The 16,420-nt window shown below is 71.1% G+C and carries 13 protein-coding genes; 5 read left to right on the forward strand and 8 right to left on the reverse strand.

From position 1 onward, the window contains the following. Positions 1 to 11: 11 nt before the first annotated feature. Genes K340_RS0109310 through ggh form a run of 8 tightly spaced genes read right to left on the reverse strand, consistent with a single transcriptional unit; the run spans position 12 to position 9,738 of the window. Positions 12 to 1,331: a sugar ABC transporter substrate-binding protein gene (locus K340_RS0109310; RefSeq protein WP_029136525.1), complete on the reverse strand. Its 1,320-nt coding sequence runs from the start codon at positions 1,329 to 1,331 to the stop codon at positions 12 to 14. Between the two features lie 49 nt (positions 1,332 to 1,380). Then, positions 1,381 to 2,556 carry an amidohydrolase family protein gene (locus K340_RS34070; protein ID WP_051265598.1) on the reverse strand — a complete coding sequence of 392 codons (1,176 nt, stop codon included), beginning with the start codon at positions 2,554 to 2,556 and terminating at the stop codon, positions 1,381 to 1,383. Continuing rightward, on the reverse strand, positions 2,553 to 3,677 hold the full coding sequence (locus K340_RS0109320) for an NAD/NADP octopine/nopaline dehydrogenase family protein (protein ID WP_029136526.1): 1,125 nt from the start codon (positions 3,675 to 3,677) through the stop codon (positions 2,553 to 2,555). Before K340_RS0109320 ends, K340_RS34070 begins: the two co-directional genes overlap by 4 nt. Beyond that, positions 3,674 to 4,690, reverse strand: a complete 1,017-nt coding sequence (locus tag K340_RS0109325; protein WP_084614205.1) for an LLM class flavin-dependent oxidoreductase — start codon at positions 4,688 to 4,690, stop codon at positions 3,674 to 3,676. The genes K340_RS0109320 and K340_RS0109325 overlap by 4 nt, the downstream gene beginning before the upstream one ends. Further along, positions 4,687 to 5,574 (reverse strand): FAD binding domain-containing protein, encoded by an 888-nt coding sequence (locus K340_RS28670; protein ID WP_051265600.1) that lies wholly within the window; start codon positions 5,572 to 5,574, stop codon positions 4,687 to 4,689. Before K340_RS28670 ends, K340_RS0109325 begins: the two co-directional genes overlap by 4 nt. Then, on the reverse strand, positions 5,571 to 6,125 hold the full coding sequence (locus tag K340_RS28675) for a (2Fe-2S)-binding protein (protein WP_084614206.1): 555 nt from the start codon (positions 6,123 to 6,125) through the stop codon (positions 5,571 to 5,573). Before K340_RS28675 ends, K340_RS28670 begins: the two co-directional genes overlap by 4 nt. Continuing rightward, positions 6,116 to 8,356 carry a xanthine dehydrogenase family protein molybdopterin-binding subunit gene (locus K340_RS0109340; protein WP_029136528.1) on the reverse strand — a complete coding sequence of 747 codons (2,241 nt, stop codon included), beginning with the start codon at positions 8,354 to 8,356 and terminating at the stop codon, positions 6,116 to 6,118. The genes K340_RS28675 and K340_RS0109340 overlap by 10 nt, the downstream gene beginning before the upstream one ends. Further along, positions 8,353 to 9,738 (reverse strand): glucosylglycerate hydrolase, encoded by a 1,386-nt coding sequence (gene ggh, locus K340_RS35780; protein ID WP_029136529.1) that lies wholly within the window; start codon positions 9,736 to 9,738, stop codon positions 8,353 to 8,355. Before ggh ends, K340_RS0109340 begins: the two co-directional genes overlap by 4 nt. A gap of 108 nt (positions 9,739 to 9,846) precedes the next feature. Between ggh and K340_RS0109350 the strand changes: the two genes are divergently transcribed. The 5 genes from K340_RS0109350 to K340_RS0109370 all read left to right on the forward strand — a co-directional run bounded on the left by K340_RS0109350 (position 9,847) and on the right by K340_RS0109370 (position 16,393). Further along, positions 9,847 to 11,061 carry an ROK family protein gene (locus K340_RS0109350; protein ID WP_154674156.1) on the forward strand — a complete coding sequence of 405 codons (1,215 nt, stop codon included), beginning with the start codon at positions 9,847 to 9,849 and terminating at the stop codon, positions 11,059 to 11,061. Positions 11,062 to 11,080: 19 nt separating this feature from the next. Next, positions 11,081 to 12,430 carry an FAD-binding oxidoreductase gene (locus K340_RS34075; RefSeq protein ID WP_051265604.1) on the forward strand — a complete coding sequence of 450 codons (1,350 nt, stop codon included), beginning with the start codon at positions 11,081 to 11,083 and terminating at the stop codon, positions 12,428 to 12,430. 44 nt (positions 12,431 to 12,474) lie between these two features. Continuing rightward, the gene (locus K340_RS0109360) at positions 12,475 to 13,098 is read left to right on the forward strand and encodes a TetR/AcrR family transcriptional regulator (protein ID WP_029136531.1); all 624 of its coding nucleotides are present in this window, start codon (positions 12,475 to 12,477) and stop codon (positions 13,096 to 13,098) included. Between the two features lie 39 nt (positions 13,099 to 13,137). Then, positions 13,138 to 14,085, forward strand: coding sequence for an alpha/beta fold hydrolase (locus K340_RS28685; RefSeq protein ID WP_084614209.1), 948 nt, complete (start codon positions 13,138 to 13,140; stop codon positions 14,083 to 14,085). A gap of 169 nt (positions 14,086 to 14,254) precedes the next feature. Next, a complete protein-coding gene (locus tag K340_RS0109370) occupies positions 14,255 to 16,393 on the forward strand; it encodes an elongation factor G-like protein EF-G2 (protein WP_029136532.1) in 2,139 nt (712 codons plus the stop codon). The last annotated feature ends 27 nt before the right edge of the window (positions 16,394 to 16,420 follow it).

Consider the following 16,420-nt stretch of genomic DNA (forward strand, 5'->3'; position numbering starts at 1 on the left):
CTACTGGGTCGTCAGCCCTTGAGCTTGTCGACGGAGGCGGCGGCAGCATCGGTGAGCGCCGTCGCCGGGTCCTTCTTCCCCTGGATCACCGAGTCCCAGGCGTCGGCCATCACGCCCCATTCGACACTGCCCCAGGTCGGCAGGGTGGGCCGGGCCTTCGCGTCGGGCAGTTGCTGGACGAACACCTTGCGGATCGGATCCTCTTCGGCCCAGGCCGAATCGAGCACGTCCGTGCGGCCGGGAATGTTGTTCGTCGCCTGGATCGCACCCACCTGATCGGCGCTGGTGATCCACTCGACGAACTTCCATGCCGCGTCCGTCTGCGCGGTCTTCGCCGAGACGCCGATGGTCGCCCCACCGAGGATGGTGGCGGCCTGCTTGCCCTTCGGCAGCGGTGCGACCTCCCAGTTCAGGTCCGGGTTGCCCTTGGTGATCGACGGGGCGCCCCACGGGCCGGTGGCCATCATCGCGACCTTGCCCTGCACGAACGGGGCGACGTACTGGTCCCAGGAACTGGTGACGGCGACGAACTCCGGCGGCGCGACCTTGTGCTTGATCGCCAGGTCTGCGTAGAACTGGAATGCCTCCTGGCCGGCGTCGTCGGCGAATGTCGGGGTGATCCCGTCGTCGCCGACGATGGTGCCGCCGTTTTGCCACAGCCATGGCCAGAACAGGAACGAGCCGTAGCCGTTGGCGCCCATCATGTAGCCGTAGCTGCCGCCGCCGGTCAGCTCGACGGCCGCCGCCTGCAGTTCGTCCCACGTCTTCGGAGCCTCGACGCCGGCCTTGCCCAGCAGGTCCTTGTTCACGTACAGCACGACGTCGTTGGCGTAGTACGGCACGCCGAACTGCTTGTCCTGGAACGAGGACGACTTCCAGACGTCGGCAACGAACTGGTCCTTGATCGAGCCGGCCCTGCTGGTCAGGTCCGCCAGGATCTGGCCGGCCGCGAGCTGCGGGACGGACGACGAATCGACGATGGCCAGATCCGGACCGGCGCCGCCACCGATGGTGGTGGTCAGTTTGGCGGTCAGATCGGTGGTCGGAATCCCTTGGACGTCAACGGTGATGCCGTTGGCCGAGCCGTAGTCTGCTGCCGCCTTGGACAGGCCCGTTGTCTTGTCGGCGGTCAGCGCGGCGTTCGCCCAGATGGTCAGTGAGCCGCCGCCACCGCCGCCACCAGAGGCGGCAGCAGTGCCGCCGGCGGCCGGGGTGTCGGTGACGGCGCTGGTGCCGCAGGCCGCGAGAGCGAGCGCGGCTGCGGAGCCACCGGCCAGGCCGAGGAACCGGCGGCGGTCCAACCGGAGTGACTCCCGGTACGTGGGTGCCATGCGTTTCTCCTTCGTTTCGGGTCCGCAGCGCTGCGGACCCATCCGTGTGTCAGTTGCCGGCCCGCTGGGCGATCCGGCTGGTCGACTCGCGCGCGGCGCGCACGAGGTCCTGCTCCTCGGCTGATACCAGCCGACCGTCACGAACGACCCGCCGACCGTCGATCGTGACGTCCCGAACATCCTTCGGTCCTGCCCGGTGCACCAGCGCCCACTCGGGATCGGCGAGCGGCTGGGTGGATGACGACCAGAGATCGATCGTCACCGCGTCGTGGTCGGCGAAGTCAGCTGCGATGCCGTTGGCCAGCAAGGCATCACGGCCGTCCTGGGAGGCCATCCGCAGAGCGGCGGCCGTCGGCAACACCCCGGGGCGACCGGCCGCCTGGCCCTGGACCGCGATCGCCTGCCGCATCTCGTGCAGCAGGCTCTCCATGCCGTCCACCCCGAGGGTGACGCGGACCCCGGCGGCCTGCAGGTCCACCACCCTGGCGACCGGCTTGGCCAGCTTCGCGTGGTTGCTGGGGCAGTAGACCACCGTCGTCCCGGACTCGGCGAGCAGCCGGATCTCGCTGTCGGTCAGGCAGATCGCGTGGACCAGGACGGTGCGGGGGCCGAGGAATCCCTGGTCCGCCAGCAGTTCCACCGGTCGGCGGCCGTGCTCGTCCACCGACTGGCGGACCTCGGCGTGGTTCTCGGCGATGTGGGTGTAGAGCCCGATGCCGAGCTCGGCCGCCGCCACGGCCGCTCGACCGTAGTCGTCGGGGATGTTCTGCCGCAGCGACACCGGCGCCAGGAACATCCGGCCGGGACCGAGTCGCGGCAGCGCGGATTCCGCCAGTTCGGCGATCTGGTCCACCGAACTGCACAGCTGCGGCAGCCCGCGGGTCATGATGCCCAGCGCGACGATGCCGCGCAGTCCCACCTGGCGATAGCCGGCCAGTGTGGCGTCCAACAACTCCGGCCGCAGCGGATAGAGATGGTCGACCACCGTCGTGGTGCCGGCCAGTACCTGGCGGGCGGCGGCCAGCGCGGTGAGGGCCTGGTAGTCCTCGGGTTCGGCTACCGACTGAGCCGCACCGGCCATCGCGACCACCTCGGCCAACGGGGCGCTGTCGGAGGCCCGGCTCGGCGCCAGGAACGAGCGCAGGTGATCGTGCATGTTGATCAGACCGGGAACGGTGATCGACCGCTGGTCCTCGCCCAGCACCGCTGCGGGAGCGGAGGTCATCGGGAGTTCCACCAGCCGTCGTCGGTCGCCGCCAACAGCCCGTCCCGGCCGCGGCCGGCCAGCCCGAAGGTGGCCAGCGAGCGGCCCTCGGCGCGGAAATCGGTACCGGTGGCCACCGAGGCGAGCTGGATGACGGCGTCAATGGTCGGGGTTGGCACGCCGATCTCCTGGCCGATGGACGACATCAGGCACAGTGCGAACGGCACATCCTCTGTCACGTACCGGCTTTCCAGGGCGTGCGGGCCGGTGCCGAAGGTGGAGTCGGCGAAAGTGGACGACTGCAGGGTGGCGTGCAGGTCGCCCAGCACCTTCGGCGCGAATCCCTGCGCGACCAGGAACTCCTCGTAGCCGCGCAGCTCGGTGAAGCCCAGGCTGCGGCGGATATCGACCAACTCGCTGTCGATGCCGCCGATGATCCGGCACACCGCAGGGCTGGCTCCGCTGCCCCACAACAGGAACTTGCCCGGTCCGGCATCGATCGCGCCCAGGTTGCACAGGATCGGCGGCACGTGGTCGATGGCGTTGAAGTTGAGCAGGATGGTTTCCAGCACGTTCTGCACCGGCGACACGGTCGGCCACAGCCGCAGCGCGGTCTCGACAGCGGGGTTGTCCACGCTCGGGATGCCGGCGACCAGGGTGCCGCCCGACTTGCGGGACGCCGTCACCAGACCAGGTGCGCGGACCCGGGTTCCGTACGGCAGGCTGTTCAGTTCGGCCATCGCCAGGTCGACCTCGCGCCCGCTGCCGGCCAGTGCGGCGCCCAGCGCCAGGCAGCCGCCGCCCTCGCCGGCGAAGATCACCTGAGTGCCGTCCTGCGCATGCTCGGCCAGTAGCGCGGCGAAGGTGTCGTGCCCGAAGGCCGGCACGCACACCACGATGATCGCTGAGCGCCTGATCGCCGCCGCCGGATCCCGGTCCGCCCTGGCGGGAGATTCGGTGATGCCCTGCCACGGCGACTTGAGCCGGACCACGCCCGACTCGGCGATGGCATCGACATTGGCCGGGAACTGCGGCAGGTCCGAGACCACCACATCGATCCCGGCCTGGGCGAACTCGTTCGCGCAGGACAGCGCCCCGGCACCGGAGCCGAGAATCAGGACGGTATCGGGCAGGGTGCTCATCGGACGATTTCCTTTGCCAGGTCAGTCAGTTGGGTGCGGTAGCCGGCGGCGTCGCTGCCGCCGACGCTGATGATCACTTCGTCGACGCCGCGTTGCTCGAGTTCGGCCAGCCCATCGGCGATCCGGCCGGCCGAGCCGGCCAGCCCGAACGCCTTGGCCATGTCGTCGGTGACCAGGGCGGCGGCTGCGGCGCGGTCGCCGGACCGCAGCGCCGTTCGGGCAAGGCCGACCTGCTCCGGATCGAGTCCGTACACGGGGATCAGCTCGTCGGCGTAGGCGCCGGCCGCCATCGTCAGGCAGCGCGGCCGCAGTCCGGCCCAGGCCCGGGTCTCGTCGCCGTCGACCTCGACGTCCAGCATCAGCGCGAGCGAGATCGATCGGCCGCTCGAGCCGGGATCGCTGGTGCCGTCGGCAATCCCGGCGGCGGCCTGGGCGGCGCCGGCTGCGACCCGGTCGCGGACGAAGTCGATGTGCGCCGCCGAGATGCCGTGGGTGATGACGCCATCGGCGATCCGGCCGGCGAGTTGCAACATCTTCGGGCCGCGCGCCGCCAGGTACACCGGGCCGTCAGCGGCCGCCCAACGCAGTTGCGAGCCCTTGGCGCTGAACGTGTCACCGCTGACCTCGGCCCGGCCGGCGGTCAGCTCGCGGACGATCGCGGTGGCCTCCTCGGTGATCCGCAGCGGCCGCGGCGACGCGATCCCCAGCTCGCTGGCGAACTCGTACCCGCCGACGCCCAGCCCGAGGATGAACCGATCCGGTCCGATCTCCCGAAGGGTGGCGGCCAGGCTGGCCAACAGCGTGGGATGACGCAGCAGTGGCGACATCACCGCGGTGCCGAGGGTGAGGCCGTTGGTGGCCGTCATCATCAAGGCCAGCGCGGCCGCGGCCTCCCGGTGGAAGTAGTGGTCGGCGATCCAGGCGCTCTGGTAGCCGAGATCCTCGATGAGCCGGGCGGTCTCGGCCGCGTCGACGATCGACTGGGTCGGCCGGACGGTCACTCCGAGTCTCATCGGTGGGTGCTCCTGATCTGTGCTGATGGTGTTGATGGTGTTGACGGCGGAACGTCGCCGAGTACTTCGCGCAGCAGACCGGCCGCGCAGCGACGGCGGTAGTCCGCCCCGGCCCGCAGGTCGTCGATCGGCCGGATATCCGCGGAGACCGCCGCAGCTGCCTGCGCTGCAACCTCCGGGGTGCTCGGTGCACCCTCGAGGACGGCCTCGGCCCGACGCAGCCGGACCACGGTGGGGGCGACCGCGCCCATCGCCAGCCGGACCGCGGTGCGCCGACCGTGTGGATCGAGTTCCCACTGCCAGGCCAGGCTGACCAGCGAGATCGCCTGCGCCCGGCGACCGGCGACCTTGCGCATCCCACCGGCCCCCGGCGGCGCCGGCAGCCACAGGGATTCGATCCATTCGCCCGCCCGCAGATCCACCCGGCGCGGGCCGAGAAGGAAATCGACCATCGTTACCTGGCGGCGCCGGTCCCGGCCGCGCAGCTCGACGACGGCGTCGGCGGCCAGCAGGGCTGGCACCGTGTCCGCCGCCGGCGACCCGGTCGCCAGGTTGCCGCCGAGCGTTGCCCGGTTCCGGATGGTCTCGGCGGCGAACACCGCGATGGCATCCAGGAGCGCGGGGAATCGCCCGTCCAGTCCGGCAGCGATGTCGGTCAGTGATGCGGTCGCGGCCAGTCGCAGCGCGCCGTTCTCCAGGCGCGTCACCGGATCCCCGTCGAGCCCCGACAGGTCGACGACGGCCGGGACAGACCGGCCGGATCTGCGCTGAACCAACAGATCTGTGCCGCCGGCCAGCGGGACTGCTTCCGTGCCGGTGGACAGCAGTCGGTCGGCGTCGTCGGCGGTCCGAGCGATGTGCATCGAGGTGATCGGCGCGGTCATGATCCACCTGCCCGCTGGCCGTCGGAGTTGGCAGAGCCGACGGCACCGACGGGCCCGTCGCCGTCGCCGTCGCCGTCGTCAGCCGGCGCGGCGCCCCTGCGCGCAGCCGCGACGTCGCAGACGGCGTCGGTGAATCGCTGATAGCCGGTGCAGCGGCAGAGGTTCCCGCCAAGAGCAGTGGTGACGTCGTCCCGCTGCGGCGTCGCATTCCGCTCGAGCAGGGCGGCGCAGGAGGTCAGCACGCCGGGAATGCAGTAACCGCATTGCACGGCATGGTGACGAACGAATGCAGCCTGCAGATCGCCGTGACCCCGGTCGGCGAGCCCCTCGACGGTGGTGATCTCGTTCCCGGCGACCTGCCCGGTCAGCACCAGACAGGAGCAGGCGGACCGGCCGTCGATGAGCACGGCGCAGGCGCCGCATTCGCCGACCCCGCAGCCCTCCTTGCTGCCCGTCAGCCCGAGCCGGTCCCGCAGGACATCGAGCAACCGGGTAGCGGCGAGCTGCGGGTCGCGGGGATCGAAGGGCACCGGCCGGCCGTTCACCCGCATGGCTGCTCCTCGAGCCAGGTGAGCATCCGTTCCGGGGTCACCGGAAGTCGGTCGGGCAGCACCCCGACGGCGTCGAGGACGGCGGCTGCCAGTGCCGGGGGAGCCGGCACCACGACCACCTCCGACATGCCCTTGGCGCCGTACGGGCCCGTGTCCTCGTGACCGGAGATCAGCACGGTCTGCATGTGGGGGGCGTCGGCAATGGTCGGCGCCAGGTAATTCTCCAGGTTGGTAGTCACCGGGACCCCGTCGACCAGTCGGTGCTCCTCCATCACCGCCAGGCCGAGGCCTTGCAGCGCACCACCTTCGGCCTGCCCGATGGTGGCCGCCGGGTTGATGGCGGTGCCGCAGTCCACGACGGAGAGCAGGTCGGGCACCCGCAGCTCACCGGTGCGGATGTTCACCTCGACCCTGACCACCTGGGTGCAGGCGCCGTAGACCCGGTGCGGCCCGTAGGTCGCCAGTTGGTCGGCGGGAATCAGCCCGATGTCCTCGGTGGACGGCAGGAAGAACTCGGCCTCGACCGCGGCGCTGCCCAGCTCCACCAGCTTCTCGCCGGTGCCGGCCGGGTCGGTGGCCAGCGGAAGGCCCAGCCGGGCACAGGTTTCCCGCAGTTCGGCGCAGGCCCGGGTCACCGCGCCGCCGCCGGCGTAGGTGGAGCGGGACGCCGCAGTGGGTCCCGACTCGGGGACGAAATCGGTGTCGCCGACCCGCACCTCGATGGCGTCGATCGGCAGTCCGAGAGCGTCCGCGGCGATCTGTTCGTAGGTGGTCTGGATCGACTGGCCGGTGTGATTGGGTCCGGCCCAGATGGTCACCGCTCCGGTGGCATCGATCTCCAACCGGGCCCGGGCGACATCGCCGGTGCCGGAGCCCATGCCGACACCCTTCATCGCGCAGGCCAGGCCGGTGCCGCGCCGCCAGAGCCCGTCGCCGGCTGCCTGCCAACCCTGCCGGTCGGTCCACAGCGGGTGGGCCGCCGCGGTGCGCAGCGTGGTCTCGACCTGCAGGCTGTCGGTGGTGCGATGCCGGTAGAGGCTGTGTGGGTCGCCGCCGCGCAACACGTTGCGCAGCCGGATCTCCACCGGGTCGATGCCGAGCTCGGCGGCGGCCTCGGTGAGGGCATTCTCGACGGCGAAGGCCACCTGCGGAACGCCGTAGCCGCGGAAGGCGCCGTTGTTGGAGTTGTTGCTGTACACCACCGTTCCGGAGAACGACGCCATCGGGAAGCGATACGGGCCGGTGGACATCTCTGCCGACGTCTTGAGCACGTTCGGCCCTGAGGTGATCACCGGTCCGGTGTCGGCGACGGCGATCACCTGGGAGGCGACGATCTGTCCGGACCGGTCGAAGCCGATGTCGATCGAGGTGGTGAACGGGTGGCGTTTGGTGCCGGCGGTCATCACCTCCTCGCGGGTCAGGTGCAGGTGTACCGGCCGCCCGGTGGCGTGGGCCAGCACGGCCAGGTGCACCGGCACCGGATCGTCGTTGCGGGCACCGAACGCACCACCGACCGGGCCGGCGATCATCCGGACCGCGGACGTCTCGATGTCCAGTGCCCTGGCGACCTTGCGCTGGTGCAGGCCGGGATTCTGCGACCCGCACCAGATGGTGACCTTCCCGTCCGCCCAGATCGCCATCCCGCCCGGGGTTTCCAGCGCCAGGTGTTCCTGGGCGGGCGTGTGAACGGTCCGGCGCAGCACCAGATCGGCGCCGGCAAGTGCTGCCTCGACATCGCCGCTGGCAAAGGCGATCCGGCCGGCGATGTTGCCGACGGAGTGCAGCTGGGGGCTGGCCGGATCCAGCGCGGCGTCCGGTCCGTCGACCACCGGCAGCGGCTCCAGGTCCACCGTCACCATGGCGGCCGCCGCGGCGGCGGTCGCCGCGTCCTCGGCGGCGACCAGCGCGATCGCGTCGCCGACCTGCCGCACCACGGTCTTGCAGAGCACCGGTCCGTCGACCTCGCGCGGGCCGAGCGCGTTGACCGGCACATCCGCAGCGGTGAGCACGGCCACCACGCCGGGCAGGGCGGTAGCAGCGCTGGTGTCCAGCCGCCGGATCTCGGCGTGCGGGACGGTGCTGCGGACCACCACTGCGTGCAGCATGCCGGGCACCCGCCGGTCGGTGACGTACACCAGTTCGCCGGTGACGATCTCGGCGCCCTCGACGGCAGGTCGGGACCGTCCCACCCAGTTGCGGGGCGGCGTGCCGGCGGTGTCGGGTGTCGTCATCCCCGGTCTCCCACCGGGTTTCGTTCGGCGGTGGCGGCGCCGGCGGCGTCCTCGGCCGCCTGCTCCGCGGCAGTCCAGGCGAGGGCAGCGGCGGCGGTCCATGACTGCCGGGAGCTGCCCAGCGAACGGCCGGACAGCGGGTGGTAGTACTCGCCGAAGGTCCGGTCGCCGAGCTGGGCGAGGCCGGCGCTGCGCAGGGCGGCGGCGGCCTCGGTCCGGCCGTGGTGATCCAGACACCAGGTCACCAACCAGCTCACCACCGGCCAGACCGGCCCACGCCAATAGCTCGCTGCCACGAACGCCGGGCTGTCGGGGGAGGTGGTCGGCGGCTGCGGCAGATGCAGCGACGGGTGGCCGCACCAGCGCGGGCCGAGCAGTTCGGCGACCAGCGCGTCGTAGCCGTCCTGGCTGGTTCCGCAGATCAGCGGGGCGAAGCCGCCGATGGTCGAGGTGGACAGCCACTCGTCGGCTCGATGGTCGTGATCACGGGCCAGCCCGGTCGCCGGATCGACGCTGGACTGCACGGCCGACCTGGCCGCGTCCGCCATCGCATCGAGCTCGGCGGCATCGGCGGTCCGCCCGAGCCGCTCACCCAGCCGGGCGAGCAGCCGGGCCGACAGCGAGTGCAGCGCGGTGAAAAACGTGTCCCCGACCCGGAAATCAATGCTCTCCCGCGCGGCCACGTCGTCGTAACGGACGGCCACCAGTTGATCGACCAGCCACACGTAGCGGTCGTAGTCGGCATCCGAGGGACGCTCCGCCGGGTCGGCGACGTGCAGCAGGTCCTGCCGCCGGTACGGCTGCAGGTCGCCGACCTCGATCCGGGAGTAGGGCCCGTCCCAGCGCGGTGAGTTGTCCATCCCCGACTCCCAGCCGTGGTGGATCTCGACCAGACCGGTGGGATGGGTGCCGCGGACGTTCGCCAGCCAGCGGTGCCAGCCGAGCCAGGCGTCGAACGTCTCGGCCAGGAAGGCGTCGAACGCCTCGGCGTCGGCCCCGCCGCGCCGGTGGGCGGCAGCGCCGATCAGATGAACCGCCAGCCCATGTACAGGCGGTTGACATATTCCAGAGGTCGACACGCCGACCGGGGCGGTCGGTGCAACCTCGGTCCGCCAGCGATCCGGACCGGGGAAATAGCCGGGCGCCGACGAGAAGACGATCTGCGGCAGCATCCCGGTCTGCCACTGGCCGGCCAGCAGGCTGCGCAGCTCGAGCAGCGCCCGATCGATCGAAAGAGATGCCCAGCCAACGGCAACGAAGGCGCTGTCCCACGACCACTGGTGCGGATAGAGCTGCGGCGCAGCCACCGTGTGGTCGCCCCGGTCGTTGTCGCGCAATACGGCCGCGGCAGCATCCGCCAAGGTTCCAGCGGAGGTGTGCACCCGTACTCCTTGCTCGCGCAGCGCCATTGATTACGTTCAATCGCCGAACCTAAAGGGTCTTGTGCTCGGCGTCAAGGGTGGCAAGATGACCGATGTGGTGACGAGGTGGTGACTGAGCCCAGCGATGCGAGTGTTCGCGACCGGGCCGCGGCGGCGACATCCCCGGCGTCCCACGGTGCCCTGCTGCAGCTGATCCGGGCCCGGTCGGGCGCCACCCGCCAACAACTGCTGGCCGCCACCGGGATGTCGCGCACCACGTTGTTCGAGCGGCTGGACGGATTGTTCCAGCACGGCTTGATCTATCAGGCCGGACTGGCACCGAACGGCGGGTCGAGGTCGGCGCCCGGGCGGCCGTCGGAGATCCTGCGCTGGGACGATCGCGGCCGGGTGGTGCTGGTGCTCGACCTGGGCCAGACGCACGCCCGGATCTGTGTCACCACGGTGCGTGGGCAGGTGCTGCGGATGCGCGAACTGGCCGTCAGTATCGACGTGGACGCCGAGACCTATCTGGCCCAGGCGCACGAGATCGGCCGGATCCTGCTGACCGCCGGCACCGACGAGACGCTGGTCGGTGTCGGGGTCGGCATTCCCGGCCCGGTGAACAGCCGCACTGGCGTCCTCGGCCGCTCGACCACTATGCCGCAGTGGCAACACTATCCGTTGCTGGAACGCGAGCGGCAGCACTGGAACGTCGACGTGGTGATCGACAACGATGCCAGGGCCTTCGCCTTCGGTGAGGCGTCGGTGGCCGGCCCGCACGACACGCTGCTGGCGGTGAAGTTCGCGACCGGGATCGGTGCCGGCCTGGTCTCCGCCGGCCATCTGCTCGAGGGATCGGACGGCACTGCCGGCGACATCGGCCATGTCCGGCTGTCCGTCGACGGGCCGCCCTGCACCTGCGGGCGGCATGGTTGCCTGGCCGCCTGGGCCTCCGGTGCTGCGCTGTTGCGCCAGCTCGCGCCGGTCGGGGTTCATCAACTCGACGACATCGTCGCCAGGGTGGCCGCCGGCGATGCCGAGGTGGTCGCGGCGATCGACCAGGCCGTCGAGCGGCTGGCCGGCGTGCTGGCCCCGGTGGTCGCGGCGGTCAACCCGGACACCCTGGTGTTGGGGGGGAAGCTGGGCCGGCTGCCACGGGTGGTCGCCGGGTTGGACGCGTTGATCCGCGACGACGTGTCCGAACGGGCCAGGGAACATCTGGTGGTGAGCGTCGGTCGGCTGGGATCGGACGGCGCGATGGTCGGACTGAGCCAACGCGTGGTGGATCTCGCCTTCGCCCCGGGGGCCATCGACGCCCAGATCGCCGCAGCGCCGGCGTCGTGAGCCCCGGGGTCCCGTCGCGGTGAACGTCGATCCGCTGCTCCCCGGCGACCCGGGATTCGACGCCGCTGTCGCTGTCCTTCCGGCGACCGGCAGCGCCCCGAAAGCGGTACCGGCAGCCATCTTCGCCGCGTCCGACGAGGCCGATGTCGATGCGGCGGTGGGGTACGCGCGGGCGCTGGGTCGTCGGCTGACAGTCCGCAGCGGCGGGCATTCGCTCAGCGGCACCCATCTGCGCGGCGGAGCGGTCGCGCTGGATCTGCGCCGTTTGACCACCCTGGCGGTGGATCGCGAACGGGGGATCGCCCGCCTGGGACCAGGGCTGACGTCGGCAGCGGCGGCGGCCGGACTGGCCGCCGCCGGGTGCAGTTTCCCGGTGGGTCATTCACCGCTGGTCGGTATCGGCGGATTCCTGTTGGCCGGCGGGAACGGTTGGCAGATCGGCACTTCCGGCCCCGGCGCCGGCAATGTCAGGCCGGCCCCCGGTTGTGCGGCGGACCGGGTGCTGGCCGCCCGGGTGGTGACCGGCGACGGCAGCACCAGGCGGGTCGACGCTCGGTCCGATCCCGATCTGTGGTGGGCGTTGCGGGGTGCGGGCTCGGCGTTTCCCGGCGTCGTCACCGAGTTCACCGTCCGCGTCGACACCCACTCGCCGGTGGTCGGGCGGCGGACCTGGTCGGTGCCGGCGGCGGCCGCCGCCGAGCTCGGTGAGGCGCTGGATGCCCTGGAGCCGCTGCCGGCCGGCGTCGAGTTGACGGTGATGGCGCGGCCCGCCGTGCGCGGCGCGATGATCACCGTGGTGGCAACGACTTTCGCCGAGACCGAGCGCGCCCTTGTGGCAGTGCGGAGCGGGTCGGCCTCGCTCGACCGGCTTGCCGGCGAGGTTGTCGACTCGGGCCCGTATGCCTCGGCGGCGGCGCTGCTGGTGGCGATCCCCGACCACGCCGCCAATGCCCAGTGGTCGCATCACGTGTGGGGGACCGGGTCCTGGCGCGCGGTACTCGACGCGGTACCGATGACCCAGGACCGTCCGTCCGAGCGCAGCACGGTGCTGATCGCCCGCGCCCCGTCCGGTGCACCCGAGCAGCCCGCTGCGTTGTACCGGGCGCCTGGGACGCTCGGGGTTTCCGCTTATGCGCACTGGGATCCGGAATCGGGTACTGCCGGCGCCGCCATCGGGTGGACCCATCAGGTGCTGGCCGGTGTCGGCGGCAGCGCGCCACGCCGCTACATCGGCGAGGCCGACATCACGGGCGACCCGGCCCGGATTCGCGAGTGCTTCCCGCCCGGCGCGGTGGAACGGTTGATCCGGCTGCGGAGCCGGGTCGACCCGGACCGGGTCGTGGCGAGCGTGCTGGATCTTCTCGACTGAACTATTTCCTGGCCATTTCAGCACGACCGTGCTTTTATGATCCGGTGAGCAAGGGCGAGCAGACCCGGGAGGCGATCCTGCGGGAGGCGCTGGCGCAGTCGAGCCATGTCGGGCTGCAGGGCATCACCGTCGGCATGCTGGCCGAGAAGTTGAACATGTCCAAGAGCGGGCTGTTCGCCCATTTCCGGTCCAAGGAGCAACTCCAGACCGATGTGCTGTTGTTCGCGGCGGAGCACTTCCGCCGGGTGGTGCTGCTGCCTGCACTGCGACAGCCTCGCGGCCTGCCCCGGTTGACCAGGTTGTTCGAGACGTGGTCCGGCTGGGATGGATACGCCGACTTCGCGCTGCCCGGCGGCTGCATCTTCGTCACGGTTGCCCGCGAGTACGACGACGAGCCGGACGGGCCGATCCGGGATCTGATCGTCCGTCAGCAGCGCGACTGGCTGGACTCGATCGCCATCGTCGTTCGCGGCGCGATCAGCGAGGGTCACTTCGCGCCGACCACCGATCCCGAGCGGTTCGCCCACGATCTGCTGGCCGTCATGCTCGGCTACCACTTCGCCGCCCGACTGCTCCGTGACCCACAGGCCACCGACCGGGCCAGATGCAGTTTCCAGCGGCTGGTCGAGGAGGCCAGGACGCCGGCCAGCAATCAAGTGCAGCGGTAACAGCAACCAAACCGATACACCCTCGACAAGGGAGCGGAAATGTCTCCACAGAAAAGCACGACCGTGCGGTTATTCGAGCGACCGACACCGGCTCGACCGCATATCGACCGTCGCCAGGAAGCGCTGCGGGCGGTGTTCGCCCGTCTCGACGCGACGGCCCCGGCGGCCTCCGCCCGGCTGGCCGCCTACCTGTGGTTCCGGCTGGCCCGGCCGCCGGAGCCGGCCCGCCGGCGTCGCCGGATGCCGGTCGGCGGCTGGCCGCTGGAGCTCGACGTCCCGGGCGTCGGACGGATCCGCGGGCTGGAGTTCGGTCCCGACGAGGGGCCGGTCGCCCTGTTGGTGCACGGCTGGGCCGGCTGGCGGGAACAGCTGTCCGCCTACATTGAACCGCTGACGGCACAGGGTTTCCGGGTGATCGGCTACGACGCACCGAGCCACGGTGAGTCCGGGGCCGGGCGGCACGGCCGGCGGTCGAGCACGGTGCTGGAGATGGCCGAAGTGCTCGCCGCGGTGGCCGGCGCCGTCGGTCCGGTGCGCCTGGTGATCGCCCACTCGCTCGGCGCGATGGCACTGGCCTGGGAGGCGGCCAGGAGCGACCTGCGGATCGGTGCCGCTGTGCTGATCGCGCCCGCCGCGTCGGTCTCGCCGGTGCTGGACACCTTTCAGATGATGTGCGGCTTCGGGCCGGCGACCCGACGGCGGCTGACAGTGCTGCTGGAGCGCCGGTTCGGCCGGTCGCTGGCCGAATTCGACGTGCCGGCGATGGCCGCGGAGTGGGCGGCGGACGATCCGGTTCCGATGCTGGCCGTGCACGACTGCGACGACGCGGAACTCCCGGCCTCGGGAGCGGAGGCGATCGCCGCGGCCTGGCCCGGTGCCGAACTCATGCTCACCGAGGGGCTCGGGCACCGGCGCATTCTCTGGGATCCCGCCGTGGTGCGGCGGGTCGCCGAGTTCGCCGGGCAGGTAGCCGCCCAACCGGCCTGACGAGGCGGCCGCCAGCTGTCCGGCGCTGCGGGCCTGGCGGCAGCAAAATTTGCCGTACCCCCTTGTCCGGACATCGTCGCTGGGGGAAGGCTGGGGACGTGAGCGAGCGTGCGAGCGAAGCATCGGCGCTGAACGATGTCAACCCGCGAGGGACGAGCGGGGAGACATCGTGAGCAAGGGCGCGAGCAGAGCCGAGGCGTCACCGGCACCGGACCCGCAATCGCCCGACGAGCTACGCAACGTGGTGCTCGTCGGGCCGGGAGGTGCTGGCAAGTCCACCCTGTACGACGCGCTCATCGCGGCCCGGGTGCCGGGCCGCCGGGCAGCGCCGGAAACGCGGCCACGGTCGGTCGGCCTGAGCGCCGCCGCGATCGACAGCTTCGGGCTGACGATCAACCTGCTGGACACCCCCGGCTATCCGGACTTCATCGGTGAGCTGCGGGCCGGCCTGCGGGCCGCGGACGCCGCGGTCTTCGTGATCGCCGCGGCCGACGGCATCGACGGTGCCACCGCGCTGCTCTGGCAGGAGCTGGCCGGCCTCGGGGTTCCCCGGGCGATCGCCGTCAGCAAACTCGACCTGCCGCGATCCGACTACGACGAGACGATCGCCACCTGCCGTCGGGTGTTCGGCGACGCGCAACCGCTGTACCTGCCGCTGCGGAACGCCGACCGGCAGGTGGTCGGAACTCTCGGACTGCTGAGCGGGCGGGTCTTCGACAGCAGTTCCGGCGAGCGGATCGAGCGCGATCCCACCGGCGAGGAGGCCGCCGCCATCGAGGGCCGCCGCGGCGAGCTGATCGAGGCGATCATCGAGGAGTCCGAGGACGCCTCACTGCTGGACCGCTACCTCGAGGGCGAACAGCTCTCCACCGACACGGTGATCGACGACCTGCTGACGGCGGTCGGCAAGGCCACCTTCTTCCCGCTGGTGCCGATCTCGCCAGCCGCCGGTGTGGGCATCGAGGAGATCTTCGAGATCATCGAGAGGTGCTTCCCGTCGCCGCTGACGGGATCCGCGCCGGCCGCCTACCGCACGTCGGGCGTGGCGCTGGACCCGATCACCGCCGACCCGAACGGGCCGTTGGTGGCCGAGGTGATCCGGACCACCAGCGATCCGTACGTCGGCCGCCTGTCGCTGGTACGAATCTTCTCCGGCACCCTGCGATCGGACGAAACCGTCCATGTCTCAGGGCATCTCGGCGGATTCCTCGGACACGAGGTCGAGGGCCACGCCGACCACGATGCCGACGAACGAGTGGGGCCGCTGAGCTCGCCGCTGGACGAGCAGACCCGCCCGAAGCCGCGCGCGATCGCCGGCGACCTGGCGCTGGTCAGCGGGCTGAGCCGGGCCGAGACGTCCGACACGCTGTCCGGGACGGACCGGCCGATCCTGGTCGAGCCGTGGGTGCTGCCGGAACCGCTGCTGCCGGTGGCGATCCAGGCCGCGAACAAGCGTGACGAGGACAAGCTGGCCGGGGCGTTGCAGCGGATCGTCGCCGAAGACGTGACGATGCGGATGGAGCAGAATCCACGGACTCATCAGCTGGTGCTGTGGACGATGGGACAGGCGCACGTTGACGAGCTGCTGTCCCGGCTGGCCGATCGGTACGGCGTTCCGGTGCAGGCGGAACCGCTGCGGATCGCGCTTCGCGAGACGTTCATCCGCAAGGCCACCGTGCAGGGCCGGCACGTCAAACAGTCCGGCGGGCACGGCCAGTATGCGGTGTGCCAGCTGGAGATCGAGCCGCTGGAGCGGGGCGCCGGGATCGAGTTCGTGGACAAGGTGGTGGGCGGATCCGTTCCGCGGCAGTTCATCCCGTCGGTGGAGAAGGGCGCGAGGGCGCAGTTGGACAGGGGTGTGCTGGCCGGCTATCCGGTGGTCGATGTCCGGGTGACGCTGCTCGACGGCAAGGCCCACTCGGTCGACTCCTCGGACATGGCGTTCCAGACCGCGGCGGCGATCGCGTTGCGGGAAGCGGCGAATGCCTCGACGGTGTCGCTGCTGGAGCCGGTCGACACGGTCGATATCACCGTGGACGACGACCATCTCGGGGCCGTGCTCTCGGACCTGCGCGGACGGCGCGGCCACGTGCTCGGTACCGAGCCCGCCGGCGACCTGGCGGCCGACGGTGGGCGCGCCGGTACCGGCCGGACCGTCGTGCACGCGGAGGTCCCGGCGCTCGAGTTGTCCAGGTACGCCGTCGATCTGCGTTCGGTGTCCCGCGGCACCGGCACCTTCAGCCGGGCTCTGCTGCGCTACGACTACCTCCCGACGGAACTGGCCAAGGCGCAACTCGACGGGTCCTGAGCCTGGGCGTTGCTGCCGCCGGCATGG

The organism is Nakamurella lactea DSM 19367 (assembly GCF_000426645.1).
Classification (GTDB): Bacteria; Actinomycetota; Actinomycetes; order Mycobacteriales; family Nakamurellaceae; genus Nakamurella; species Nakamurella lactea.